Source organism: Streptomyces sp. NPDC005811, from assembly GCF_040630405.1.
Lineage (GTDB): Bacteria > Actinomycetota > Actinomycetes > Streptomycetales > Streptomycetaceae > Streptomyces.
In genome coordinates this window covers 1-23,163 of sequence record NZ_JBEXXK010000044.1, presented here as the reverse complement: position 1 = coordinate 23,163, position 23,163 = coordinate 1, and the positions used below count along the sequence as shown (strand labels likewise).

20 protein-coding genes are annotated in these 23,163 nt (G+C 73.9%); 4 read left to right on the top strand and 16 right to left on the bottom strand.

From position 1 onward, the window contains the following. Positions 1-15 precede the first annotated feature (15 nt). From ABZ490_RS36595 to pelF, 7 genes are all read right to left on the bottom strand, one after another. On the bottom strand, positions 16-849 hold the full coding sequence (locus ABZ490_RS36595) for an endo alpha-1,4 polygalactosaminidase (RefSeq protein WP_359000338.1): 834 nt from the start codon (positions 847-849) through the stop codon (positions 16-18). Then, a complete protein-coding gene (locus ABZ490_RS36590; protein WP_359000335.1) occupies positions 846-1,508 on the bottom strand; it encodes a spherulation-specific family 4 protein in 663 nt (220 codons plus the stop codon). The genes ABZ490_RS36595 and ABZ490_RS36590 overlap by 4 nt, the downstream gene beginning before the upstream one ends. Further along, complete coding sequence (locus tag ABZ490_RS36585; protein ID WP_359000332.1) at positions 1,505-2,404, bottom strand: NAD(P)-dependent oxidoreductase; 900 nt, start codon at positions 2,402-2,404, stop codon at positions 1,505-1,507. Before ABZ490_RS36585 ends, ABZ490_RS36590 begins: the two co-directional genes overlap by 4 nt. A gap of 7 nt (positions 2,405-2,411) precedes the next feature. Further along, positions 2,412-3,125, bottom strand: a complete 714-nt coding sequence (locus tag ABZ490_RS36580) for a sugar phosphate nucleotidyltransferase (protein WP_359000329.1) — start codon at positions 3,123-3,125, stop codon at positions 2,412-2,414. Between the two features lie 88 nt (positions 3,126-3,213). Beyond that, the gene (locus tag ABZ490_RS36575) at positions 3,214-4,215 is read right to left on the bottom strand and encodes a GDP-mannose 4,6-dehydratase (protein ID WP_359000326.1); all 1,002 of its coding nucleotides are present in this window, start codon (positions 4,213-4,215) and stop codon (positions 3,214-3,216) included. Between the two features lie 102 nt (positions 4,216-4,317). Beyond that, complete coding sequence (locus tag ABZ490_RS36570; RefSeq protein WP_359000323.1) at positions 4,318-5,736, bottom strand: hypothetical protein; 1,419 nt, start codon at positions 5,734-5,736, stop codon at positions 4,318-4,320. Continuing rightward, positions 5,733-7,250: a GT4 family glycosyltransferase PelF gene (gene pelF / locus ABZ490_RS36565; RefSeq protein WP_359000321.1), complete on the bottom strand. Its 1,518-nt coding sequence runs from the start codon at positions 7,248-7,250 to the stop codon at positions 5,733-5,735. The genes ABZ490_RS36570 and pelF overlap by 4 nt, the downstream gene beginning before the upstream one ends. 686 nt (positions 7,251-7,936) lie before the next feature. Between pelF and ABZ490_RS36560 the strand changes: the two genes are divergently transcribed. Together ABZ490_RS36560 and ABZ490_RS36555 are read left to right on the top strand one after the other, a co-directional pair. After that, positions 7,937-9,982, top strand: coding sequence for a phosphocholine-specific phospholipase C (locus tag ABZ490_RS36560; protein WP_359000318.1), 2,046 nt, complete (start codon positions 7,937-7,939; stop codon positions 9,980-9,982). A 100-nt stretch (positions 9,983-10,082) separates the two neighbouring features. Continuing rightward, complete coding sequence (locus ABZ490_RS36555; protein ID WP_359000315.1) at positions 10,083-10,904, top strand: phospholipid scramblase-related protein; 822 nt, start codon at positions 10,083-10,085, stop codon at positions 10,902-10,904. Between the two features lie 83 nt (positions 10,905-10,987). On the opposite strand, the gene ABZ490_RS36550 is transcribed toward ABZ490_RS36555, so the two are convergent. Next, positions 10,988-11,935 carry a hypothetical protein gene (locus ABZ490_RS36550; protein WP_359000312.1) on the bottom strand — a complete coding sequence of 316 codons (948 nt, stop codon included), beginning with the start codon at positions 11,933-11,935 and terminating at the stop codon, positions 10,988-10,990. Continuing rightward, positions 11,932-12,735, bottom strand: a complete 804-nt coding sequence (locus tag ABZ490_RS36545) for a phosphatase PAP2 family protein (protein WP_359000309.1) — start codon at positions 12,733-12,735, stop codon at positions 11,932-11,934. The genes ABZ490_RS36550 and ABZ490_RS36545 overlap by 4 nt, the downstream gene beginning before the upstream one ends. 158 nt (positions 12,736-12,893) lie before the next feature. On the opposite strand from ABZ490_RS36545, the gene ABZ490_RS36540 reads away from it, so the two are divergent. Further along, positions 12,894-13,547, top strand: a complete 654-nt coding sequence (locus ABZ490_RS36540) for a TetR/AcrR family transcriptional regulator C-terminal ligand-binding domain-containing protein (RefSeq protein WP_359000306.1) — start codon at positions 12,894-12,896, stop codon at positions 13,545-13,547. Between the two features lie 113 nt (positions 13,548-13,660). On the opposite strand, the gene ABZ490_RS36535 is transcribed toward ABZ490_RS36540, so the two are convergent. Continuing rightward, positions 13,661-14,722: a DUF2510 domain-containing protein gene (locus tag ABZ490_RS36535; protein ID WP_359000303.1), complete on the bottom strand. Its 1,062-nt coding sequence runs from the start codon at positions 14,720-14,722 to the stop codon at positions 13,661-13,663. A gap of 288 nt (positions 14,723-15,010) precedes the next feature. Between ABZ490_RS36535 and ABZ490_RS36530 the strand changes: the two genes are divergently transcribed. After that, the gene (locus ABZ490_RS36530) at positions 15,011-17,686 is read left to right on the top strand and encodes an AAA family ATPase (protein WP_359000300.1); all 2,676 of its coding nucleotides are present in this window, start codon (positions 15,011-15,013) and stop codon (positions 17,684-17,686) included. Positions 17,687-17,760: 74 nt separating this feature from the next. Here the strand turns inward: ABZ490_RS36530 and ABZ490_RS36525 are convergent, their stop codons facing one another. The 6 genes from ABZ490_RS36525 to ABZ490_RS36500 form a co-directional block, all read right to left on the bottom strand. Next, positions 17,761-18,570, bottom strand: a complete 810-nt coding sequence (locus ABZ490_RS36525; RefSeq protein WP_359000297.1) for an SDR family NAD(P)-dependent oxidoreductase — start codon at positions 18,568-18,570, stop codon at positions 17,761-17,763. Positions 18,571-18,619: 49 nt separating this feature from the next. Beyond that, positions 18,620-19,735 carry a 3-oxoadipate enol-lactonase gene (pcaD, locus tag ABZ490_RS36520; RefSeq protein ID WP_359000291.1) on the bottom strand — a complete coding sequence of 372 codons (1,116 nt, stop codon included), beginning with the start codon at positions 19,733-19,735 and terminating at the stop codon, positions 18,620-18,622. Continuing rightward, complete coding sequence (gene pcaB, locus ABZ490_RS36515) at positions 19,732-21,060, bottom strand: 3-carboxy-cis,cis-muconate cycloisomerase (RefSeq protein WP_359000288.1); 1,329 nt, start codon at positions 21,058-21,060, stop codon at positions 19,732-19,734. Before pcaB ends, pcaD begins: the two co-directional genes overlap by 4 nt. Continuing rightward, the gene (pcaG, locus tag ABZ490_RS36510; protein WP_359000285.1) at positions 21,057-21,662 is read right to left on the bottom strand and encodes a protocatechuate 3,4-dioxygenase subunit alpha; all 606 of its coding nucleotides are present in this window, start codon (positions 21,660-21,662) and stop codon (positions 21,057-21,059) included. The genes pcaB and pcaG overlap by 4 nt, the downstream gene beginning before the upstream one ends. A gap of 6 nt (positions 21,663-21,668) precedes the next feature. After that, a complete protein-coding gene (gene pcaH / locus ABZ490_RS36505) occupies positions 21,669-22,442 on the bottom strand; it encodes a protocatechuate 3,4-dioxygenase subunit beta (RefSeq protein ID WP_359000282.1) in 774 nt (257 codons plus the stop codon). A gap of 16 nt (positions 22,443-22,458) precedes the next feature. Then, on the bottom strand, positions 22,459-23,163 hold a 705-nt coding region (locus ABZ490_RS36500), incomplete at its 5' end, for a thiolase family protein (protein ID WP_359000279.1).

Below are 23,163 nucleotides of genomic sequence, written 5' to 3'. Positions count from 1 at the left end.
CGCCGCCGCGCCCGCTCAGCAGGGCTTGCGCCACACCCCCAGCTCCAGCTTCTTCTGCATCGACGACAGCCCCAGCCGCCGCGACTCGGCGCAGAAGCTGCTCGTGGGCTCGGCGTACTCCACGTGGAAGACCGCCTTGCCCGCCTCGATGAACGGGGTGAGCCGCGCGCACTCGCCGTACTGGGCGCACTCCTCGTTGACCGCGAAGTCGAAGTGGCGGAGGAGCTGCGGGATCTGCGGCAGATCGTTCTTCAGACCCACCGACATGCCCCGGTCGTGCGCCAGCTGCGCGATCATGCGGTTGTAGCGGAGCTGGTCGCGCGCGGTGAGCGGGAAGCCGGTCGTGTTGCCGTACCCCTCCACCAGGTCCGGCTCCACCGCGTCGAAGCCCTTGTCGCGGCACATGTCGAAACGGCGTCCCATGATCGGCCGCAGCACGGAGATCCTCCGGATGTCCAGCCAGCGCTCGCCCGCCCAGCCGTTCCGCCGGCCCAGCACCGACTTCGGGAAGGCGTCCTTGTCGGACCGGAAGTCCTCCCAGGCGCCGACGTTGACGTAACAGATGACCTTGCGTCCGTCCCGGTGCAGCCGGGCCACGTCCGCGGCCGTGTTCTCGAAGCCGTCGATGTCGTAGACGGGCACGTCCACCGACGGGTCGACCCGGCTGTTGAGCTGCCACTGCCAGGCCGGCCCCGGCCGGGGCCGCCACCGCGCCCCGGTCGAGGAGTCCGCCGTACCGGAGGGCGAGCCGGCGGCCGGCGGTGTCCCGTCGTCCCCGCCCTCCGTGCCGGAGCAGCCCGCCAGCGCCAGCACGCCGGCCAGCAGAAGTGCCCGTACCGTGTGCCTCATCGATCCGTTCCGCTCAGCGCGGGGGTCAACTCACCCCAGGGATTGGGAAGTCCGCCCGTGACGGGACCGGACACGGCCGCGCCCCGCTCGCCCGCGGTACGTACCGCGAGCGGCACCAGCGCCTCCGGGACGCCGTACACCAGATGGCAGAGCCGCTCGGGCGGGTACCGGGTGGTCCAGGCCGGCCGGGTGAACGCCGAGACGTACGTGGACCAGTGGCCCTCGAAGGTCACCGTCAGATCGGCGAGGCGGGCGTAGCCGGGCGCCGGGTGCACCCCGGGGTTGAGGACCACGGTCCCGGCACCGGTCCGGCGTACGCCCCGCACCAGCCTGCGGCAGGCGGGCAGCGCCTCCGGGGTCGCCGTCACCTGGTCGAGGAAGCAGCCGTCGGCCGCGTACCACGCCTGGTGCCGGCGGACGTCGGCCACCACGTCGGCGCACGGACGCACCCCGTAGTCGGTGTCGACGTACCCGAGGACGCGCGTACCCGCCTCCCGGAGGGCCCCGGCCGCCGCGGCGAACGCGGGGTCGGGGCCCTCGCCCGGCCCGTTCGCGGGGTTGAGGATCACGCCGTACGCGCGCCCCGCGCCCTGGATCAGACGGTGCCAGGCACCCGGATCGTCGGCGGGGTGCACATACAGCGGAATCAGCAGGCTCACGGCGTGCCGTCGCCTTCCCACAGCGCGGCCAGCGCCTCGTCGAGGGTGTGCGCGGGCCGCCAGCCCAGGGCGCGCTCGGCGGCCGTGACGTCGGAGCACTGCCAGGACACCTCGCCCGAGCGGACCGACCGGCCGCCGCCCGCGGTCTCCTCGACCCGTCCCCGGAAGCCGGCCTGCGAGGCCAGCCCGAGCACCAGCTCGCGCACCGGGACGGCGCGGCCCGCGCTGACGTTCAGGATCCGCGGCAGCGGTCCGGGTGCCGTGACCGCGAGTTCCACCGCGTGCGCCACGTCCCGTACGTCCACGAAGTCACGGTAGGAGGACAGATCGCCGAGCCGCAGGACCGCGTCCGGGTCCCGGCCCGCCTCCCGCAGCAGCGCGGCCAGCCGGCCCGGCAGTCCGGCGGGCGGTGCGCCCGCCCCCACCGGGTTGCCCACCCGCAGCACCACCGCGTCCAGGCCGGACGCGGTCACCACCGCCGTGCCCGCCAGTTTGGCCGCGCCGTACGGGCCGGCCGGGCAGGTCGCGTCGGACTCGGTGACCGGGCTGCCCGCGACGCCCGGACCGTACTCGGCGGCCGAGCCCAGATGCACCAGCCGGGCCCCCGGCGCCGCCTCCCGCAGCGCCGCGCACAGGACGGCCGGGCCGCGCGCGTTGACCTCGGTGAGGGTCACGGCGTCGCCGCCGGTCGCGCCCGCGCAGTTGACCACCGCGTCGGGGGCGGCCAGCGCCAGGGTCTTGGCCAGCTCCGCCGGACGGACCGAGGCGAGATCGACCTCGTGGTCCGCGCCCGGGGAGCGGCCGGCGCCGAGCACCAGCGCGCCCGGCAGGGCCCGCAGCCGCGCGGCGACATGGGCTCCGAGATAGCCGGTGAAGCCCAGGACGAGAATGCGCATGGGGTGCTCAGGCTCCCTTGAGGAGATGGGACTTGCGGGTGGTGAACTCCGCGTTGGCGCGGTCGTAGTCGTCGGGGCGCCCGATGTCCAGCCAGTAGCCGTCGAACTCGTAGGCCTGCGGCGGGTTCTGCGCCCTGATCAGATCGATGACCAACTCGTCGAAACCGAGCGGCAGTCCGGCGGTGTAGCCGTCCAGGGTCGAGCGGGACAGGCCGTAGACGCCCATCGAGACGCGGTAGTCCATGCTGGGCTTCTCGGTGAAGGCGACCACCTTCGAGGAGTCCGTGGTCAGCACCCCGAAGTCGATGTGCACCTTGCGGGCGTACGTGGCGATGGTCAGCGGCGCCCCCGCGTCGCGGTGCGCGCCGAGGACGTCCGCGTAGTCGAGGTCGGTCAGGACGTCGCCGTTCATCACCAGGAACGACTCGGGCAGCTGCTCGCGCAGGGTGAGCAGCGGGCCGAGGGTGCCCAGCGGGCTCTCCTCGGTGGCGTAGTCGATGCGCAGGCCCCAGGCGGCGCCGTCGCCGACATAGGCGCGGATGATCTCGCCGAGATGGCCGATGGCGATGGTGCAGCTGTCGAAGCCGGCCGTGGCCAGCTGCCGCAGCACGATCTCCAGGATGGCGTGCTGGTCGCCGATGGGCACCAGCGGTTTGGGCAGGGCGGTGGTGTAGGGCCTCAGCCGAACGCCCTTGCCCCCGGCCAGGATCACTGCGTGCATGGGTCTCCCCCTAGATGTACTTGCTGTACGCGATGTACTCGGTGCCGGACGTGCCGGACGTGCCGGACGTGCCGGACGTGCCGGACGGTCAGATGTTGTAGATGCCGGTCTTGTAGCGGGCCAGGTTGGCCGGGTCGCGGAAGAACTCCACGGTCTGCGCGAGCCCTTCCTCCAGGGGGTGCGCGGGCTGCCAGCCGGTGGCGGCGGCGAGCCGGCTCGCGTCGGCGACCAGCCGCATCACCTCGGAGTTCGCGGGCCGGACCCGGGCGCCGTCCTCGCGGACGTCGAGCGCGGTGTCCATCACCTTCCCGATCAGCGCGACCAGGTCGCCGACGGAGATCTCCCCGCCGGTGCCGGCGTTGAAGGTGCGGCCCACCACCCGCTCGGCGGGGGCGGTGCCGACGGCCAGGAACGCCCGCGCGGTGTCCTTGACGAAGGTGAAGTCCCGGGTGGGCCGCAGATCGCCGAGGGTGAGGGTGCGTTCCCCGGCGGCCACCTGGCCGATGACGGTGGGGATGACCGCGCGCATCGACTGGCGCGGCCCGAAGGTGTTGAAGGGCCGCAGCGTCACCACGGGGGTGTCGAAGCTGGCGTGGTAGCTGTCGGCCAGCCGGTCCCCGCCCGCCTTCGAAGCGGCGTACGGGGACTGGGTGTTGATCGGGTGGTCCTCGGTGATCGGCACGGTCTGCGCGGTGCCGTACGTCTCGCTGGTGGAGGTGTGCACCAGCCGGGGCGTGCCGAGGGCGCGCACCGCCTCCAGCACGTTCAGCGTGCCGGTGACGTTGGTGTCCACATAACTGTGCGGCGCCCGGTAGGAGTACGGGATCGCGATCAGCGCCGCCAGGTGGTAGGCCGTGTCGGCGCCTTCGAGCAGGCCGCGCACCGAGCCCGGGTCCCGGACGTCGCCCAGGACGATCTCCACCTGGTCGAGGACGTCCGGGTGCAGGGTCTCCAGCCAGCCGTACGAGGAGAACGAGTTGTACTGGGCCATGGCCCGCACCCGGTGGCCGGAGGCGACCAGCGCCTCGGTGAGATGCGAGCCGATGAATCCCTCGGCTCCGGTGACGGCGGCGAGTGGTGTGGAGGTCAACTCCGGTGTCCTTCCGGTTGATTGGGCAGAGAAAGGCAGAAAGGCAGAGCAGAAAGGCAGAAAGGCAGAAAGGCAGTGAGGGGGATGGGGGGCGCGGGGCGCTCAGGCGTGCGGCGCGGGGCGGCCGAGCTGCCACAGCGCGTACGCCGTCAGACAGAGCGCGGCGCCACCGCAGGCCAGGGGGAGCGCCACGGCGGGGCCCGGCGGCGGACCGAGGAGGGCCGTCGCCCCGGCGCCCGCGGCGGCGGTGAGACAGATGACGGCCGACGGCCAGGCGGCACCGAACGCCTGGAGCAGCAGCGCGGTCCACAGGGCGGCCGCCAGGAGCAGCAGGGTGGCCGGCGCGGCACCGGTGACCAGGGCCGCGGGCACCAGGGGCAGGAGATAGGCGAGCAGACAGACGGCGAGGATGCCGGCCGAGCGCAGCAGGAAGCCGGCCGGGGTCGCGGTGGCGCGCAGGGCCGCCACCGACAGTCCGCGGTAGCGGTACAGCAGCCATTCCGCGGGCCCCATGCTGACGGTCAGCACGATCACCGCGTACGGCTCCTCGCGCCCCTCCAGCAGCACCAGCACCCCGGCGGCCAGTCCGAACAGGCCGTACGGCACCGACCACCGCAGCCGCGCGGGCGTCCCGGCGGTCGCGGCCGGCGCGGCGAGGACCGTGCGCAGTGCCAGGGCGGTCACGGTCAGCGTGCCCAGCAGGGCCAGTGCCGGCAGCCCGGCCCGCAGTGTCGCGCCCGGCTCCGCCCACGGCAGGACGAGGGCACCGGCGACCAGCGGGGAGAGCGCGGCCAGCAGCAGCCGCTCCCGCGCCAGCACCAGCAGGACGCCCGCCGCCGCCAGGTACAGCGACTGCGCGGCGGCGGCCAGGAGCACCGGCACGCTCCCGGCGAACGGCACGGCCGCCGCCGTGGCGAGGGCGGCGCCGACGGGCGCGCCGGTGAGCAGCGTACGGCCCGCCTCGCGCCGACCGGCCGCCATCCGCAGATGGGCGCGGTGGCCGAGCCCCTGACCCCAGGCCCAGGAGAGCAGGCCCGCGACGATCAGCGCGGGGGCGTGCTCCGCCGCGTTCCACAGCGGACGGGTGAGCAGGTAGGCCAGCCCCGGCAGGGCGAACAGCACCCCCCGCAGCAGACAGCGCACGGTGTCCGGGCGCCATACGTCGGCCGGTGGGGCGGGTTCGGGGAAGGTCCGCGGGACCCGCTCGTACAGCGCGGCGGCCAGCGAGAACAGACCGGGGTGGCCGTAGCGCTCCTTGATCAGGGCGGCCGGCAGGCCCTCCGCCTCCAGCAGCGCGGCCACCTCGTAGGGGTGGACGGCGGGCCCGACGCGGTCGGCGAGTTCGGCGGCCAGTTCGCTCACCGCCTCCTCGTCGGGCCCCTGCCGGGGCAGCCGGAGGGCGAGCGTGGTCTCGTCCGCGGCCCGGCGCGGCCGGCGGCGCGGCGGGCGGGTCGCGGCGAGCCGCAGCGCCAGGGTGTCCCCTTCGGAGCCGCCGGGCTCCAGGGGGATCGGCCCGCTCATCCCGCCACCGTGCCGACCGGGGCGAGCGGGGCGAGCGGCCGGGACGGCACGGGTATCGCCGCGGGTTCCCGGGCCGACGCGGGCAGTTCGAGGTAGAGGGAGCGGAAGGTGTCGATGGTCTGCCGCAGGGTGAACTGCTCGATCACCCGCAGCCGGGCCCCCTCGCCCATCGAACGGCGGCGCACCGGGTCACGCAGCAGCTCCAGGGCGGCCGAGGCCATCGACCCGGGGTCGCGGGGCGGCACCACGAGCCCGGTGTCGCCGACCGCCTCGCGCACCCCGCCCACGTCGGTGGAGACGGTGGCCCGCCCGCACGACATGGCCTCGATCAGGGTGAACGGGAAGCCCTCGCTGATGCTGGACAGCATCACGACGTGGCCGGCCGCGTAGGCGTCCTTGATGTCGTCGACCCGGCCCTCGAAGGTGACGGCGTCCGTGTGGCCCAGGTCGGCGGCGAGCGCCTCGCACCGCTCCCGGTAGGCCTCGCCGCCGCGCGGGGTCCCGCCGAACAACCGCAGGCGGCAGCCGGGGAGTTCGGCTCGGACGAGGGCGAAGGCCCGGATCAGGGTCTCCAGGTCCTTGATCGGGTCGACCCGGCCGGCCCAGCTGAGGGTGAGGTCCTCGGGTTCGGGGCCGGCGGGCGGGAACGCGGCCGGGTCCACGCCGTTGTAGACGGTGCGGATCGACTCCGGGGCGGCGCCGCCCTCCTCCTCCCACAGCCGGTTGTAGCGGTTGCCGGGGGTGATCAGCGCGGCCCGCCGGTAGGTCTCCTCCGCCAGCAGCCGGAAGAAGCCGAGGACCACCGCCTTCACCGGCCAGCGGTAGGGCGCGGTGCGATAGCCGAGGTAGCGCTCGCGCAGGTACACGCCGTGCTCGGTCAGCAGCAGGGGCACACCGTGCCGGTCGAGCGCGGCGAGCCCCGGCAGGACGGCCACCCCGCCGCTGACCGCGTGCGCCAGACCCTTCTCGGGGGCGGGTGCGGCGAGCGGGCGCAGGGCGTGCTCCAGCAGGGCGGTCGCCGTGAGCGCGTCGTGCAGGGTGGGGCCCGCCTCGCGCACGGCGAGGCCCGGCCGGTTCCACACCGAGGTGAGGACCGCGATCGCCCGGTCGCCGCGCAGGAAGGGGCTGAGCCTCCCGTCCGCCGCGGCCCGCGCCATCGTGTACAGGGCGGGCCCGAAGCCGCCCTCGGCGCGCGGGTCGAGGAGCGCGGTGAGGAACTCCTCGTACGCGCAGGCCAGTCGGGTGCGGGCGCGGCCGTGGGGCGGACGGCCCGCGGGCGGGTCGCCCCACATGGGGACGGACCGCACCTGCCCGACATGGGCGGGCAGCTCCCAGGCGAGCGGCTCGCGTCCGGTGCCGGTGACGGCGATGACGTCGAAGTCGATGTCGGGCATGCCCTGGACGAGCTGGTCGCACCAGACGCTGACCCCGCCGTGACTGTGCGGGTAGGTGCCTTCGGTGAGCAGGGTGACGCGCGCCGCGCCGGAGCGGCGTGCGCCGTGGGGAACGTGCATGGGTGGGCTCCACGGCCGAGGTGTGGGGTGGTTCGTGTTCCGGGCGGTCGGTGCGCCGTTCAGCGGGCCGGGGCCCGTGTGTCCGGTGCCGTGGCTGTGGGCGTGGTGGTGCGTGTGGTCCGCTGCATGCGGTGAAGTCCCTCCCCCCGGGCAGGGGTGGACCCGGCTCCCCCGGAGCCGACGCACCCCCTTGCGGGACGCCGGCTCCCCCTCCGAGGCCGGTCGTCCCCGCATCCGTCGGCGCCAACTTAGTGAGGTGTCTGTGCGGGTTTTGTGATCTTGCCGTGAAAGATGACGGAAAAGTGCTCTTGATCCCTTGGTTCGGAAGACAACCGAATCATGTGTTTTTCCGCCTGGGGTGTGCGTGGGGCGCCGTGGACGCAAGCGCTTCATGTGCTGGTCGTGGCCTCGCCGCCGCCGCCCGCGGACCCCCTGCGGAGCCCGGCCGGACCATCAGTGGTCCATACCGGGAGGGTTGGTCCGGATCAGGCCGGAATCAGGTCACCCTAAGGGAGTAGTGCCGCGCCGGACCGCGTGTCCTTGGCGCGCTCTTGAGGGGTTGCACATCTCGTGTACCGGCGACTTTCACGCGGGCGCCACCGCACCCTTCCCGATCGTTCGATGCCCTTGGAACACTCGCTTCCCGTCACGTGAGACACGCCTTCCGCACGAGAGGTCCCTCACCCATGTCCGAGGTCAACCGGCGCCGCTTCCTCCAACTCGCGGGCGCCACCACCGCGTTCACCGCGCTCTCCGGCAGCATCGAGCGTGCCGCGGCGCTGCCCGCGAACCACCGCACGGGGTCGATCGAGGACGTCGAGCACATCGTCGTCCTGATGCAGGAGAACCGCTCCTTCGACCACTACTTCGGCACGCTGAGAGGCGTCCGCGGCTTCGGCGACCCCCGCCCGGTGACCCTCGCGAACGGCGCGTCGGTGTGGCACCAGTCCGACGGGACCAAGGACGTCCTGCCCTTCCACCCCGACGCCGACGACCTCGGCATGGCCTTCCTCCAGGACCTCCCGCACGGCTGGAACGACGGCCACGCCGCCTTCCACGGCGGCAAGTACGACGGGTGGATCGCCGCCAAGTCCGCGACGACGATGGCGTACCTCAACCGCCAGGACATCCCGTTCCACTACGCGCTCGCCGACGCCTTCACCCTCTGCGACGCCTACCACTGCTCGTTCATCGGCTCCACCGACCCCAACCGCTACTACCTGTGGACCGGGTACACCGGCAACGACGGCAAGGGCGGCGGCCCGGTCCTCGGCAACGACGAGGTCGGCTACAACTGGACGACGTACCCCGAGCGTCTGGAGAAGGCGGGCGTCTCCTGGAAGATCTACCAGGACGTCGGCGACGGCCTGGACAAGGCCGGCGGCTGGGGCTGGATCCAGGACGCCTACCGCGGCAACTACGGCGACAACTCGCTGCTCTACTTCACCCAGTACCAGAACGCCCAGCCCGGCGACCCCCTCTACGACAAGGCCCGCACCGGCACCGACGCCCGCAGGGGCGAGGGCTTCTTCGACCGGCTGAAGGCGGACGTCCAGGGCGGCAAGCTGCCGCAGATCTCCTGGATCGTCGCCCCCGAGGCCTTCACCGAGCACCCCAACTGGCCCGCGAACTACGGCGCCTGGTACGTCGCCCAGGTCCTCGACGCCCTCACCTCCGACCCGAAGGTCTGGGCGAAGACGGCCCTGTTCATCACCTACGACGAGAACGACGGCTTCTTCGACCACGTGGTCCCCGCGTTCCCGCCCGCCTCCGCCGCCCAGGGCCGGTCCACGGTCGACACCGGCCCGGACGTGTTCAAGGGCGACAGCGGCCATGTCGCCGGCCCCTACGGACTCGGCCAGCGCGTGCCGATGCTGGTGATCTCCCCCTGGAGCAAGGGCGGTTACGTCTGCTCCGAGACCTTCGACCACACCTCGGTCATCCGGTTCATGGAGCGCCGCTTCGGCGTCCACGAGCCGAACATCTCGCCCTGGCGGCGCACCGTCTGCGGCGATCTGACCTCCGCGTTCGACTTCTCCCGCACGGACACCCGCCCGGTCTCCCTGCCCGGCACCGACGGCTACGAGCCGCCGGACCGCGTCCGTCACCCCGACTACGTCCCCACCCCGCCCGCGCACCCCGTCCTGCCCCGGCAGGAGCGCGGCCACCGCCCGACGCGCCCGCTGAAGTACGCCCCGTTCGTGGACGGTTCGGCGAACGGCGGGGCCGGGGAGATCACGCTCACCTTCGCCTCCGGCGCCCAGGCCGGTGCCGCCTTCCTCGTCACCTCCGGCAACCGCGCCGACGGGCCGTGGAGCTACACCACCGGCTCGGGCAAGACCGTCTCCGACACCTGGAACCCGGCCGCCTCCGGCGGCTCCTACGACCTGACCGTGCACGGCCCCAACGGGTTCCTGCGCACCTTCCGGGGCAAGGGGGCCGGGCTGGAGGCGACTGCCCGGCACACCGGCGACGGCCTCGAACTCACCTTCACCAACAAGACCTCCCACGCGGCCGTGCTGACGCTCACCGACGGCTACGGCGGCCGTGCCGCCTCCGTGCGGGTGCGCCCCGGCGCCGTGGTCCGCCACCGTGTCGACCTGACGCGGAGCCGGCGGTGGTACGACATCACGGTCACCGCCGACGGCGACGCGGACTTCGTACGGCGGTTCGCCGGTCATGTCGAGAACGGGCGCCCCGGTGTCAGCGACCCGGCGATCGTCACGGAGTAGCGGACGGGCGGCGAAGGGTCCGGCGCGCGGGCAAATGCGGCGTGAACACAGCATCGTGGGGTCTGGTCAGGTACTGGTGGACCCGGGGTAGTGTGCCCCGGTGACCACGCATTCGAACACACCTGCAGGCTGGTACCCGGATCCGCACGGTGCGGCCCAGACGCTGCGCTACTGGGACGGCACCCAGTGGACCGAGCACACGCACGCCGACGAGCAGGGCAAGCCCGCGCCGGCCGTCCCGGCGCAGCAGACCGGGCCCGACCCGCGCGTCCAGCGCCAGGTGCAGCAGCAGGCCGGGGTCGCCCCGAGCGGCCCCGGCGGCGGCACGCTGTTCAGCGAGCCGGTGCTGGTGGTGAATCAGAAGGCCAAGCTCATCGAGCTGACCAACGAGTACAAGGTCATGGACCAGCAGGGCAACCAGCTCGGTTCGGTCGTCCAGGTCGGTCAGAGCATGCTGCGCAAGCTGGTGCGGCTCATCGGCAGCATCGACCAGTACCTCACCCACCGGCTGGAGATCCGCGACGCCCACGGGCAGCCCGTGCTGCTCCTCACCCGGCCGGCGAAGATATTCAAGTCCCGGGTGATCGTGACGCGTCCGGACGGACAGCAGGTCGGCGAGATCGTTCAGCAGAACGTCTTCGGGAAGATCAACTTCGCCATCAACGCGGGCGGGCAGCAGGTCGGCGCGATCAAGGCGGAGAACTGGCGGGCGTGGAACTTCGCCATCGTCGACCACGCGGGCAGCGAGGTCGCCCGGATCACCAAGACCTGGGAGGGCCTCGCCAAGACGATGTTCACCACCGCCGACAACTACGTCTTGCAGATCCACTACCAGCTGCCCGAACCGCTGCTGAGCCTGGTCGTCGCCACCGCCCTGACGGTCGACACCGCGCTCAAGCAGGACGCCCGCGGCCTCGGCTGACGCCGGCGCGGCCCGGTCGGCCGCGCACCCGGGAGGCCCGCTCGGCGCGGCGACCCCCGTGTGGTGCGCGGCGCGTCGCTTCCTCACAGGGCCGTGAGGTGCCCGGGTTCCGAGGTCGGGCGGGGCCGCATGGCCGGCTCGGGCGAGGCGGTCTCCGGGCTCAGCGCCAGCACGGCGGCCACCGGGTGCTCCTCGTCGTGGACCGGCGGGGGCTCCGGCGTGGCCCGCGACAGCAGCACCACACCCCAGCCGGCGAGCCCCGCCCCCGCCAGCGCGAGCAGCACCCCGGCCGGCCCGCCCTGGAGCCGTTCGCCGAGCAGGATCAGCCCGATCGCCGCCGCCGCCACGGGGTTGGCCAGCGTCACCATCGCCAGCGGCGCGCCGAGCCCGCCCCGGTAGGCGGTCTGCGACAGCAGCAGCCCGGCCGTGGCGAACGCCGCGACCAGCACCGCCACCCCGATCACCTGCACGCTCAGCAGTGAGCCGGAGCGGTCGGTGGCCGCCACCGTGATCGTCTGGGTGAGCGCCGACGCGACCCCGGAGACGATGCCGGAGGCGCCGGCGTGCCGCAGTCCCGGCCGGGTGCCGGGCCGGGCCAGCAGCCCGATCAGCGCCGCCGTGGCCCCCGCCACCGCGACCGCCTCGGAGCCGGAGAGCGCGTTCTCCGGGGCCGGTCCCGAGGCCGTGACCAGGATCGCGCCCAGCCCCGCGAGGGTGAAGGCGGTGCCCCGCCACTCGGCCGGGGCGACCCGCCGTCCGGCGACCCGGGCGCCCATCGGCACCGCGGCCACCAGGGTCAGCGCGCCCAGCGGCTGCACCACGGTCAGCGGACCGTACTTCAGCGCCACCACGTGCAGCAGCGCCGCCGAGGCGTTCAGCCCCACCGAGGCCCACCAAGAGCCCCGGCCCAGCATGCGCACCAGCCCGGCGCCGGGGGAGCGGGAGGCGAGCCGCTCCTGTGCGACGGCCGCGGCCGCGTAGGCGACGGCCGAGAACAGGGAGAGGACGACGGCGACGAGGGTGGCGTTCACCGGCCCGCCCCCACCAGGACGTGGTCCCCGGACTTCGCCCGGACGGGCCGCGGGCCGCCGCGGCCGGTCGTGGCCGCCGTCCGTCCGGGCACGCGGATCACCGCGAGCGCCGCGCCGAGCAGGGCGCCCGCCACGATCGCGTCCAGCCAGTAGTGGTTCGCCGTCCCCACGATCACCAGCAGCGTCACCAGCGGGTGCAGCAGCCACAGCCAGCGCCACCGCGACCGGGTCGCCACGATCAGCCCGACCGCGACCATCAGGGCCCAGCCGAAGTGCAGCGAGGGCATCGCCGCGAACTGGTTCGACAACTGGTCCGTCTGCGGCGGTCCGTACACCGAGGGGCCGTAGACCCGCGCGGTGTCGGTCAGGCCCGCCGCCGCGAGCATCCGGGGCGGTGCGAGCGGGAACGTCAGATGCAGCACCAGGGCGGCCGCGGTGACGGCGGCCAGCACCCGCCGGGCCCACACGTAGTGCGCCGGGCGCCGCAGGTAGAGCCAGATCAGGAAGGCCAGCGTGGCCGGGAAGTGCACCGTCGCGTAGTAGGTGTTCGCGACCCGGACCGGGACGTCCCCGTGCAGCAGCAGGGACTGCACCGCGCCCTCGCCGGGGAGGTGCAGCCGGCGTTCGGCGTGCCACACGTCAGCGGCGTTGCGGAAGGCCTCGGCGGTGTGGCCCGTGGCCAGCTGCCGCCCCACCTTGTAGACGAGGAAGAGCCCTGCGACGAGCAGGAGCTCCCTGACTATCGGCGGCCGGGCCGGCCGGCCCGGCTCCGCGGTTTCAGGCTCGGTGCGGGCATTCATCCCCCGGCCCCTTCACTGGACTGTGGTGCGTTTGATCGATCGATACGGCATCGTACCGATACGCTACTGTACCGATACGAGCGAGTACCGGTACACTTGCGTATCGATTGAGATACGACACACTGGAACGCAGGGCGAGGGAAAGAGAGGCAGAGGCAATGACGTCGCAGGCCGCGGAGGGACCGGAGCCGGTCGCCGCAACGCGCCGCTCCAAGATCACGCCCGCGCGTGAGAAGGAGTTCTTCGACGCCGTCCTCGAACAGATCCGCGAATGCGGATACGAAGCGGTCACCATGGAGGGCGTCGCCGCCACCACCCGGTGCAGCAAGTCCACGCTCTACCGGCAGTGGAAGACCAAGCCCCAGTTCGTCGTGGCCGCGCTGCGGTCCCGCCGGACCGGGCGGCTGGCCGGCATCGACACCGGCTCCCTCGCCGGCGACCTGTGCGAGGCCGCGCGGGCCACGGGCCGCTGGTCGTCGCAGGACAGCACGCTGCTCCAGGCCCTCGGCCACGCCGTGCACGGCGACGAGGACCTCGCGCGGGCGCTGCGCGAGGCGCTGATCGACCCGGAGATCGAGGCGCTGCGCACGATCCTGCGGCGCGGTGTCGAGCGCGGGGAGATCCCCGCCGACCATCCCGCCCTGGAGTACATCCCCGCGCAGATGTTCGGCGTCGTCCGCGCCCGGCCGGTGGTCGACGGGGAGTACGCCGACCCGGACTACCTGGTCCGGTTCGTGGAGGCCGCCGTGCTGCCCGCGCTGGGGCTCGGCAGCCCCGCACCACCAAGACCCAGGCCGCCGTCCACGGGATGACCGGACGGTGACCTGCTCGCGCCGCACCGTGGGGACGGGGGCGGCGCGCACCCCCCGGCCGGGTGGGGTTCCCCTTGAGCGGAGGGGCGCCCCACCCGGCCGATCACCGGGCCTCACACGTTCGTGCCGCTGCCTCCGCCGGACGCGACCTTGATGCCCTTGGTGATGGTGTCGATGACCGACACGCTCTGGTCGGCGTCCACGCCGAACCGCAGCACCACGATCCGCTTGGCGTCCGCCGGGGCCGGGAACGCCAGCGACTCCACGTACCCGTCGGCGCCCTTGCTGGTGACCGCCTTCCAGCGCACCAGATAGCCCTTCTGCCCGGCGACGGTCACCGCCTTGGACGCGAGCACCTGGTGCGAGGTGATCGCGCCGTAGGTGTCACCGCCGTAGGACTGCTCCGCGTTCTCGGCGATGTCCGCCTTGGCGACCTCCTCGGCGGTGCCGCCCTTGGTGCCCAGCAGCTCGACCGGCGAGGAGTACACGCCGCCCTTGGTGCAGGACTTGGAGGTGTCGCCCGGGCACTGGTAGGAGGACTCGGACGTCACCGACGCGCCGGAGGTGCCCTCCTGCCCGTACCAGCCGCTCGGGATCGGGATGCTGATCCCGTTGAGCGCGTCGGTCACCGACCCGCTCTTGATCTTCGGCGCCTCGGACTCCTGCGGCGACGGCGAGGCCCCGCCCGAACCGCCCGAACCGCCCGAACCGCCCGAGCCTCCGGAACCACCCGAGTCCCCCGAGCCGCCGGAGCCGCCGCTCGATCCGCCCGAACCGCCGAAGGGCCCGCCCTGGCCGCCGTTGCCGCCCGGCCCGCCCTGGCCGCCCGGCCCCTGCGCCGTACCGCCACCGCCGCCGCCGTCGTCCTTGGACAGCGCGTACACGCCCACCCCGATGCTGGCGAGGACCGCGACCGCCGCCGCGACGGCTATGCCCGTGCGCAGTCCGCGCCGCGGGCCCGTGCCCTCCGGCGGTGCCGGGTACGCCGGATAGGCCGGGTACGCCGCATACCCGCCGTCGGCCGGCGCCTGCGCCTGCGGACCCCATGCGGCGGCCGAGCCCGCGGGGCGGGTCTGGTCCGTCCACGCCTTGCCGTCCCACCAGCGCTCGGTGGCGGGACCGTCATTCGTCTGCCCCGGGTCGGGGTACCACCCGGGAGGAGTCACCTGCGTCATGCCCTAACCGTATGAGGCATCGGTGAAAGGCGGATGAGAGGGAGGGGAATCCGTCACGGGGGCCCGCACCGGGCCGGCGTCGCCGTTGGCGTGAATTCGACGTCAAAACGGTGCGCGTCGCCCGGCGTTGACGTTCCGGGGCCCGCGCCGCAGGCCCGTCCGGCCGGGCCGGGGTCCGTCGTGTCACTCGTGGAGGCACGACCTGCGCGGACTGCCTACGCGGCGCCCTCCGGACGGCTACGCTCGAGTTCTGTACGTCGTCCGGGCGACACTTGGGGAGGTAGCGGGATGACGGAGGCACGGCCGGCGGGGGCCGCCTCGGCTTCCCTGTGGGAGCGCGACGAGGAGATCGCCGGCATCGCGCGGGCGGTGGACGCGCTCTGCGCCGACCGGTCCTCCTCGGGTCACCTGCTGGTGCTCCGGGGCGAGGCCGGCGTCGGGAAGACCGCGTTGCTGGCCGAGACCCGCCGTATCGCCGAGGAGCGGGGCTGCGCGATCTGGTCGGCCCGCGGCGGCGAGACGCTCAGGTCCGTCCCCTTCAACGTCGTACGGCAGCTGCTGCAGCCCGCGCTGCTGTCGCTGCTGCCCGAGGAGGCCCGCGAGTACCTCGGCGACTGGTTCGACATCGCCGGCCCCGCGCTCGGCATAGCGGAACCCGGTGACGGCCCCGCCGACCCGCAGCACGTGTGCGACGGACTCGTCGTCGCCGTGAGCCGCCTGGCCACCCGCTGCTATCCGCTCGTCCTGCTGATCGACGACGCGCACTGGGCCGACCAGGAGACCCTGCGCTGGCTGGCCGCCCTGACCGAGCGCCTCCACCGCCTCTCCGTCCTGGTCGTCGTCGCCCGCCGGCCCGAGAAGGTGGGCGGCGACCGGGGCCGCTACCTCGACGCGATCGGCGAGGCCGCCGGCCCCCGCGTCACCAGCATCACCACCCTCACCCCGGCCTCGGTCGCCGGACTGACCCGCGCCACCCTCGGGGAACACGCGGACGCCGCGTTCTGCCGCGAGGTGTGGGCCGTCACCGACGGCAACCCCTACGACACCGTCGAACTCCTCGCCAAGGTCAAGGACAAGGGCCTCGAACCGACCGAGGCCTCGGCCGCGGAACTGCGGCCCCTGAACCGGGCGGCCCGCGGCGGGGGCCTCGTCGACCGCCTGGAGGAACTGGGCGTCGAGGCCACCCGGTTCGCCATGGCCGCCGCCATCCTCGGCGGCGTCGGCATCTCCATCGACGAGGCGTCCCGGCTCGCCGTCATGGGCCGCGACACCGCGGTGCGCTGCGCCGAACTGCTGCGCACCGCCCGTATCCTCACCGAACCCGACCCGGCCGCCGTGCCCGCCGCCGAGGGCGACCTGGAGTTCGTCCACCCGCTCATCGCCACCGCCGTCTACGACAGCATCCCCGCCAGCCTGCGCACCGCGATGCACGGCATCGCCGCCAAGATCGTCACCGAGGCCGGCAAGGGCCTCGCGGCCGCCTCCCGGCACCTCATCCAGGTCCACCCCGAGGGCGACCAGGAACTCGTCGAACAGCTCCGCGGGGCGGCCGGCGAACACCTCGCGGTCGGTGCCCCGGACGCGGCCCGGCGCTGTCTGGAGCGCGCCCTCGCCGAACCGCCCGACCCGGACGTCCACGCGCGCGTGCTGTACGACCTCGGCTGCGCCACCCTCCTGACCGCGCCCGCCCGGACCGTCGAGCACCTGCGCACCGCGCTCGCCCTGCCCGGCCTGGAGGGCGACCTGCGGATCGACGCCGTCTACCGCCTCTCCCAGGCCCTGCTGCACAACGACCAGATGGAGGAGGCCGTCCGCACGGTCGAGGCGGAGGCCAACCGGCTCGCCCCGGGCCCGGCGAAGATGCGGCTCCAGGCCGTGCAGTTCATGTGGGAGTGCGTCCACGCGGGCGAGGCGATCTCCCCGAACCGCTCCGCGCAGCTCGCCGCCCTCGCCGCGACCTGCACCGGCCGCGACAACGCCGAGCGGGCTCTGCTCATCCTGCGCGGCTTCGACGCGGTGACCCGCGGGGAGAACGCCGAGGAGGTCGTCGAGTACTGCGACCGGGCCCTGGTCAACGGCGGCCTCGCCCCCGGCCTCGGCTGGACCGACCAGGTCTGGGGCATCGAACTGCTGATGATGCTGTCCAGCACCTACGCCTACACCGACCGGCTCGACCGCGCCGACACCTTCTTCAACGAGGCCCTGCGCACCTACGAGTCGGCCGGCTGGAGCGGCGGCCACCTCGCCCTCGCGCACGCCTACCTCGGACTCGGCCTGCGCCGCCGGGGCAGGCTGAAGGAGGCGGAGGAGTCCCTCAGGAAGTCCCTCCGGCTCGCCGAGCGCGTCGGCCGCGGACTGCCCCTGTACTGGTCGGCCACCTGCAACCTGGTCGATGTGCTGCTGTGCCGCGGCCATGTCGACGAGGCGTGGGAGATCGCCGAGGAGTGCGGCTTCGCCCCGCCGTACCCGTCCACGATCGTGCTGCCCGACCCGCGCTCGGTGCGCGGCCGGCTGCTGCTCGCCGTGGGCCGCACCGCCGAGGGGATCAACGAACTGGAGGAGGCGGAGAAGGCGGCGGCCGTCCGCGGCCACCTCAACCCGGTCATGGTCCCCTGGGCGGTCGACCTCGCCCGGGCCCTCGCGACCGAGGACCCGGCCCGTGCGGCGCTGCTCGCCGCGGACGTCCGCCGGCGGGCGGAGCGGTTCGGCACCGACACCGCGATCGGGGAGGCGCTGCGGTGCGCCGCCGCGCTGGAGACCGGGCAGCGTGCGGTGCGGCTCGCCCATCAGGCGGTCACGTTGCTGGAGTCGTCGCCGAGTCAGTACGAGCACGCGGCCGCGCGGATCGAGTACGGGATTCTGTCGCGGTCGGTGTCCGAGCTGAATCGCGGGCTGTCCCTGGCGCGGACCTGTGGGGCGGACGGGCTGGTGGAGCAGGCGGAGAGGGCGTTGGGGGCGGGCTGAGTCATCGGGTGCGGGTGCGTGGGGGCTTGTCGCGCCCACGCGGCGGAGCCGATGTCGACACGGCCCCGCGCCCCTCAGGGGCGCTGCCCCCATCCGTCGGTCAGTAGGTCCTCGGTGATCCGGGCCAGCCGGGCCCGGGACTTCGGGTCGTACGTCTCCTCGTGGGCCCGCGCCCGGCTGGTTCCGTCGTAGAAGTGGCCCGTGCCGAGGTCCTGGGTGGCCAGGGCCAGGACTCCCGGGGCGCCGTCGGCGACCGTGCTCCAAGGGGTGACGCCGCCCTCGCGGACCATCGTCGTGTCCATGAAGGTGGCCGGGTGCAGGACGTTCACGGCGACGCCGGTGCCGGCGAGTTCCCCGGCGAGGGTCAAGGTGTGGGCCGTGAGGGCGAACTTGCTGCGGCAGTAGGCCGCGAAGCCGTCGTAGCCCCGGGTGAACCCGGGGTCGTCGGGGTCGACGGGTTCCTGGCCGAGCGAGCCGACGTTCACGATCCGGGCCGGGGCGTTCGCCCGCAGCACCGGCAGCAGTACGCGGGTCAGCGCCACCGGTGCCAGGTAGTTGACGGCCAGCCGCAGTTCGTGGCCGTCGGCGCTCACCTCACGGCCCGAGCCGGGGGAACCGGCGCCCACACCCGCGTTGTTGATCAGGACGTCGAGGTCCGGGTGGGCCGCGGCGACCCGTGTGCCCAGCTCGCGCACCCGGGCCAGGGAGGCCAGGTCGGCGACGAACCCCTCCGCCGTGCCCTCGGCCCTCAGCTCCTCGACCAGGGCCCGGGTCCGGTCCGGATCGCGGCCGTGGGCGAGCACCAGGTGCCCGGAGCGGACCAGCTCGAACGCGACGTACCGGCCGAGCCCCGAGGTGGCGCCGGTGATCAGGACGGTGGACATGCTCCCACCGTAGGCACAGCGACCCGGCCCGTGCCTGTCCCCGCCGGGGTCAGGCTTCCTCCTCCAGCACCCGCTGCGCCGCCGCGAACGCCGAGTTCGCCGCCGGGACCCCGCAGTACACGGCCGTCTGGAGCAGGACGGCCCCGATCTCGTCCGGCGTCAGCCCGTTGCGCCGCGCGGCCCGCACATGCATGGCCAGCTCGTCGTAGTGGCCGTGCGCGACGAGCGCGGTCAGTGTGATCATGCTGCGTTCGCGGCGGCTGAGCGTGGGGTCGGTCCAGATCTCGCCCCAGGCGTAGCGCGAGATGAAGTCCTGGTAGCGGGCGGTGAACGGGGACTGCCGGGCCTGCGCCCGGTCCACATGGGCGTCGCCCAGCACCTGGCGCCGCACCTCCATGCCCCGCTTGGCGCCGCCGTCGAAGTGGCCCCGCAGCGCGGTCAGCACCGCCTCGGGCCGCTCGGCGGGCGCCAGGTGCGAGGCGCCCGGGATCTCCACGAGCGCCGCGTCCGGCACCGCGTCGGCGATCTCCCGCAGATGCGCGGGCGGGGTCGCCGGATCCTGGCGCCCGGCGATCAGCAGGGTCGGCACGGAGATCTCCGCGAGCCGCTCCCGCAGGTCGAACGCGCCCAGCGCGTCACAGCAGGCGGCATAGCCCTCGGGGTCGGCGGCGCGATGGTCGGCGACCAGCTCCGGCACGGTGAAACCGGGGGTGAACCAGCGGGCGTCGGCGCTCTCGGCGAGCCTCTCCAGCCCCTCGGCGCGCACCTGCGCGGCCCGCTCCTCCCACGGCCTGCTGCCGTTGAAGTGGGCCGAGGAGCAGATCACCGCGAGCTTCGACACCCGCTCGGGGTGGTGCAGCGCGAGATGCAGCCCGACCGCGCCGCCCAGGGACACGCCCGCGTACGCGAACCGCTCCACGCCGAGCGCGTCGGCGAGCGCGAGCACGAGCGCGGCGAGGTCGCCGACGGTGGCCCCCGGGCCGATCAGGGAGGCGGGGGAGCCGCCGTGCCCCGGCAGGTCGTAGCGGATCACCCGGTGGGTGATGGACAGCTCGGGCGCGACCTTGTCCCACAGGGCGTACGAGGTGCCCAGCGAGGGTCCGAGCAGCAGCGCGGGCGCGGAAGCGGGGCCCTCGGCACGGTGGTTGAGCTGCTTCTCGGTCAACGTCGCTCCAGGGCACGGTCGGTGAGGGCACCGGCGAAGCCGGTGTAGCGGGCGGGGTCGGTGAGGTCGCCGAGGTCGATGTCCGCCAAGTCGGGCTCCTCCGCCAGGAGTTCGGCGAGTGTGCGGCCTTCGGTGTAGGTGCGCGGGGCGAGCGTGGTGAGCAGTTCCTTGGCCCGGGCGCGGCCCAGTACGGCCGACAGCTCGGCGGACAGCCGCTCGGAGACGATCAGTCCGTGGGTGAGGTCGAGGCCGACGCGCATCGCCTCCGGGTGCACCTGAAGGCCCTCGGCCAGCTCGGCCGCGTCCCGGGCGGCGCCGCCGACCAGCCGCAGCAGGTCCCGCAGCGGCTCCCACTCGGCGTGCCAGGCCCCGGCCGGCCGCTCGTCGGGGGCGGTCAGCGAGCCGAACAGCACGGCCGCGAGCTGCGGTGCGCGCAGGGCGGCGGCCGCGATCAGCGTCGAGCGCACCGGGTTCGCCTTGTGCGGCATGGCGGAGGAGCCGCCCCCGCTGCCCTCGGCCACCTCGGCGATCTCGGTGCGGGCGAGGGTGAGGACGTCCGTCGCGACCTTGCCCAGCGCGCCCGCCGCGAAGGCGAGGCAGCCGGCGAGGTCGGCGACGGGGGTGCGCAGGGTGTGCCAGGGCAACCCCGGTTCCGCCAGGGCGAGTTCACGCGCATAGGCGGCCACCAGCGCGGTCGCGTCCTGGGCGCCGTACGCCGCGAAGGCCGCCAGTGTCCCGGCGGCGCCGCCGAGTTGGGCGGGCAGGGAGTCCCGTACGGCGGTGATCCGGTCCCGCGCGTCCAGGACGAGGGAACGCCACCCGGCGGCCTTCAGCCCGAACGTCGTCGGTACGGCGTGCTGGGTGAGGGTCCGGCCGGGCATCACCGTGTCCCGGTGCGCGGCGGCGAGCCGGGCGAGCGCCTCCTGGGTGCGGCCGAGGTCGGCCAGCACGGACTCCAGGGTCCGCACGGCGACCAGCATGGTGGCCGTGTCCATGATGTCCTGGCTGGTGGCGCCCCGGTGGACGTACGGGCCGAAGGTGCCGCCGACCGCGCCGGTGAGGTCCGCGACCAGCGGGATCACCGGGTTGCCGCCGCCGCGGGCGCGCTCGGCGAGGGAGTGCGCGTCGAACGCGCCGGCCGCGGCAGCGGTGACCGCCGCTCCGGCGCCCTCGGGGGCCAGGCCCAGCTTCTCCTGGGCACGGGTCAGCGCGGCCTCCGCGTCCAGCAGCGCCCGCAGATAGGCGGCGTCGCTCGTCGTGGCGGCGGCGGGGGAGCCGGTCCACCCGGGGGAGAGCAGACCGGACTCGGGCCGGGCATCCGTCACTGGAACTCCAGGAACACCGTCTCGCCTTCGCCCTGAAGGCGGATGTCGAAACGGTAGGTGCCCAGCGGGCCGTCCGTGGCGATCAGCGTGGCCCGGCGCGCCGGGTCGAGCCGCTCCAGCAGCGGGTCGGCGGCGAGCGCGGCCTCGTCGCCCGGCAGGTAGATCCGGGTGTACAGGTGCACCAGCAGACCGCGGGCGAACACACAGACGCTGAGGTAGGGTGCGCTGTTCCCGCGCGCGCCGGGCCGCAGGGTGCGCGCCGACCAGTGGCCGTCGGCGTCGGTCTGGATGCGGCCCCAGCCGGTGAACTCCACGCCGTTGCGGCCGAGGAAGCCGCCCGTGGCCGGGTCGCGCCGCATCGAGCCGTCGGTCCGCGGCACCCGGCCGTCCGGGCCGGCGCCCCACAGCTCCACGAACGCGTCCGGCAGCGGGTTGCCCTCGCCGTCGTACACGTACCCCTGGAGGGCGAGGGTGTCCGGGTGGCCGAGCGGGGCGATGTCGCCGCCGCCGGGGAACGGCAGCGCATGGCCGTAGAAGGGGCCGACCGTGTGCGACGGCGTCGGGAGCACGGTCTCCGAACGGCTTGTGTCGATCTTCGTCATGGCAGGTCAGCGTCCTTCTTCGATCCAGGTGGCGTGCGGGCCGTCCAGCACGATGTCCCAGTGGTAGCCCATCGAGAACTCCGGCACCGACAGGCTGTGGTCGTACGTCGCGATCAGCCGCTGGCGGGCCGCGTCGTCCGTCACCGACTGGATGATCGGGTCGTAGGGGAACAGCGGGTCGCTCGGGAAGTACATCTGCGTCACGAGCCGCTGGGTGAACGCCGTGCCGAAGAGCGAGAAGTGGATGTGGGCGGGCCGCCAGGCGTTGAGGTGCTGGCGCCAGGGGTAGGGGCCCGGCTGGACGGTCGTGAAGTGGTACCGGCCGTCGCCGTCGGTCAGGGTGCGGCCGACGCCGGTGAAGTTCGGGTCCAGCGGGGCGTCGTGCTGCTCGCGCTGGTGGGCGTACCGGCCCGCCGAGTTGGCCTGCCAGATCTCGACGAGCTGGCCCCGGATCGGGCGCCCGGCGCGGTCCAGGAGCCGTCCGGAGACGGTGATGCGCTCGCCGATCGGCTCGCCCTGATGCTGGCGGGTCAGATCGTTGTCGATCTCGGTGATGTCGCGTTCGCCGAAGGCGGGGGAGTGCAGTTCGACCAGCTCCGGGTCCTTCGACACGTCGATGGTCACCGGCGGCTGCTTCGGGTGGCGCAGGACGGAGGAGCGGTACGGCGCGTAGTCGCGGCGCGGCTGGTGCTCCACGGGCGCCCCGTCGGCGAGGCGCTTCTCGTACGCGGCGCGTTCGGCCGCGATCTCCTGGTCGATGTCGTGCTGGGTGAGCGTCATGGGGATTCCTGGAGGCCTAACGTTCGAGGACGAGGGCGAGGCCCTGGCCCACGCCGATGCAGAGGGTGGCGACACCGGTGCCGCTGCCCCGGCGGGCGAGCTGGTGGGCGACGGTGGCGGCGAGCCGGGCGCCGGAGGCGCCGAGGGGGTGGCCGAGGGCGATGGCGCCGCCCTGCGGGTTGAGGACCGCCGGGTCGAACTCGGGCCACTCGGCGACACAGCCCAGCACCTGGGCGGCGAAGGCCTCGTTGAGTTCGAGCACGGACAGGTCCGCGAAGGTCCGGCCGGCCTTGGCGAGCGCCCGGTTGACGGCCTCGACGGGGGCGAGCCCGAAGTAGTCCGGGTCGACGGCGTTCACCCCGGTGGCGGAGATGCGGGCGAGCGGCTCGCGGCCGGTGGCCTTCAGCCCCTCCTCGTCCACCAGCAGCAGCGCCGCGGCCCCGTCGTTGAGCGGCGAGGCGTTGCCCGCGGTGACGGTCCCGCCCTCGGGCCGGAACGACGGCTTCAGCTTCGCCATGGCCGCCAGGGACGCGTCGGAGCGTACGCACTCGTCGGCGCCGAAGAGCACCGGGTCGCCCTTGCGCTGCGGCAGCGACACGGGGGCCAGCTCGGCGTCGAACAGACCTTCCGCCTGCGCCTTCGCCGCCTTCCGGTGCGAGGCGAGGGCGAACTCGTCCTGCTGCTCACGGCTGATCTTGTGCTTGTCGGCGATCAGTTCCGC

Bases quoted from the DNA above. Each gene is read 5' to 3' on its own strand.
- ABZ490_RS36595 (WP_359000338.1), bottom strand. From the start codon at position 849: ATGAGGCACACGGTACGGGCACTTCTGCTGGCCGGCGTGCTGGCGCTG.
- ABZ490_RS36585 (WP_359000332.1), bottom strand. From the start codon at position 2,404: ATGCGCATTCTCGTCCTGGGCTTCACCGGCTATCTCGGAGCCCATGTC.
- ABZ490_RS36580 (WP_359000329.1), bottom strand. From the start codon at position 3,125: ATGCACGCAGTGATCCTGGCCGGGGGCAAGGGCGTTCGGCTGAGGCCC.
- ABZ490_RS36570 (WP_359000323.1), bottom strand. From the start codon at position 5,736: ATGAGCGGGCCGATCCCCCTGGAGCCCGGCGGCTCCGAAGGGGACACC.
- pelF (WP_359000321.1), bottom strand. From the start codon at position 7,250: ATGCACGTTCCCCACGGCGCACGCCGCTCCGGCGCGGCGCGCGTCACC.
- ABZ490_RS36560 (WP_359000318.1), top strand. From the start codon at position 7,937: ATGTCCGAGGTCAACCGGCGCCGCTTCCTCCAACTCGCGGGCGCCACC.
- ABZ490_RS36545 (WP_359000309.1), bottom strand. From the start codon at position 12,735: ATGAATGCCCGCACCGAGCCTGAAACCGCGGAGCCGGGCCGGCCGGCC.
- ABZ490_RS36540 (WP_359000306.1), top strand. From the start codon at position 12,894: ATGACGTCGCAGGCCGCGGAGGGACCGGAGCCGGTCGCCGCAACGCGC.
- ABZ490_RS36535 (WP_359000303.1), bottom strand. From the start codon at position 14,722: ATGACGCAGGTGACTCCTCCCGGGTGGTACCCCGACCCGGGGCAGACG.
- ABZ490_RS36530 (WP_359000300.1), top strand. From the start codon at position 15,011: ATGACGGAGGCACGGCCGGCGGGGGCCGCCTCGGCTTCCCTGTGGGAG.
- ABZ490_RS36525 (WP_359000297.1), bottom strand. From the start codon at position 18,570: ATGTCCACCGTCCTGATCACCGGCGCCACCTCGGGGCTCGGCCGGTAC.
- pcaG (WP_359000285.1), bottom strand. From the start codon at position 21,662: ATGACGAAGATCGACACAAGCCGTTCGGAGACCGTGCTCCCGACGCCG.
- pcaH (WP_359000282.1), bottom strand. From the start codon at position 22,442: ATGACGCTCACCCAGCACGACATCGACCAGGAGATCGCGGCCGAACGC.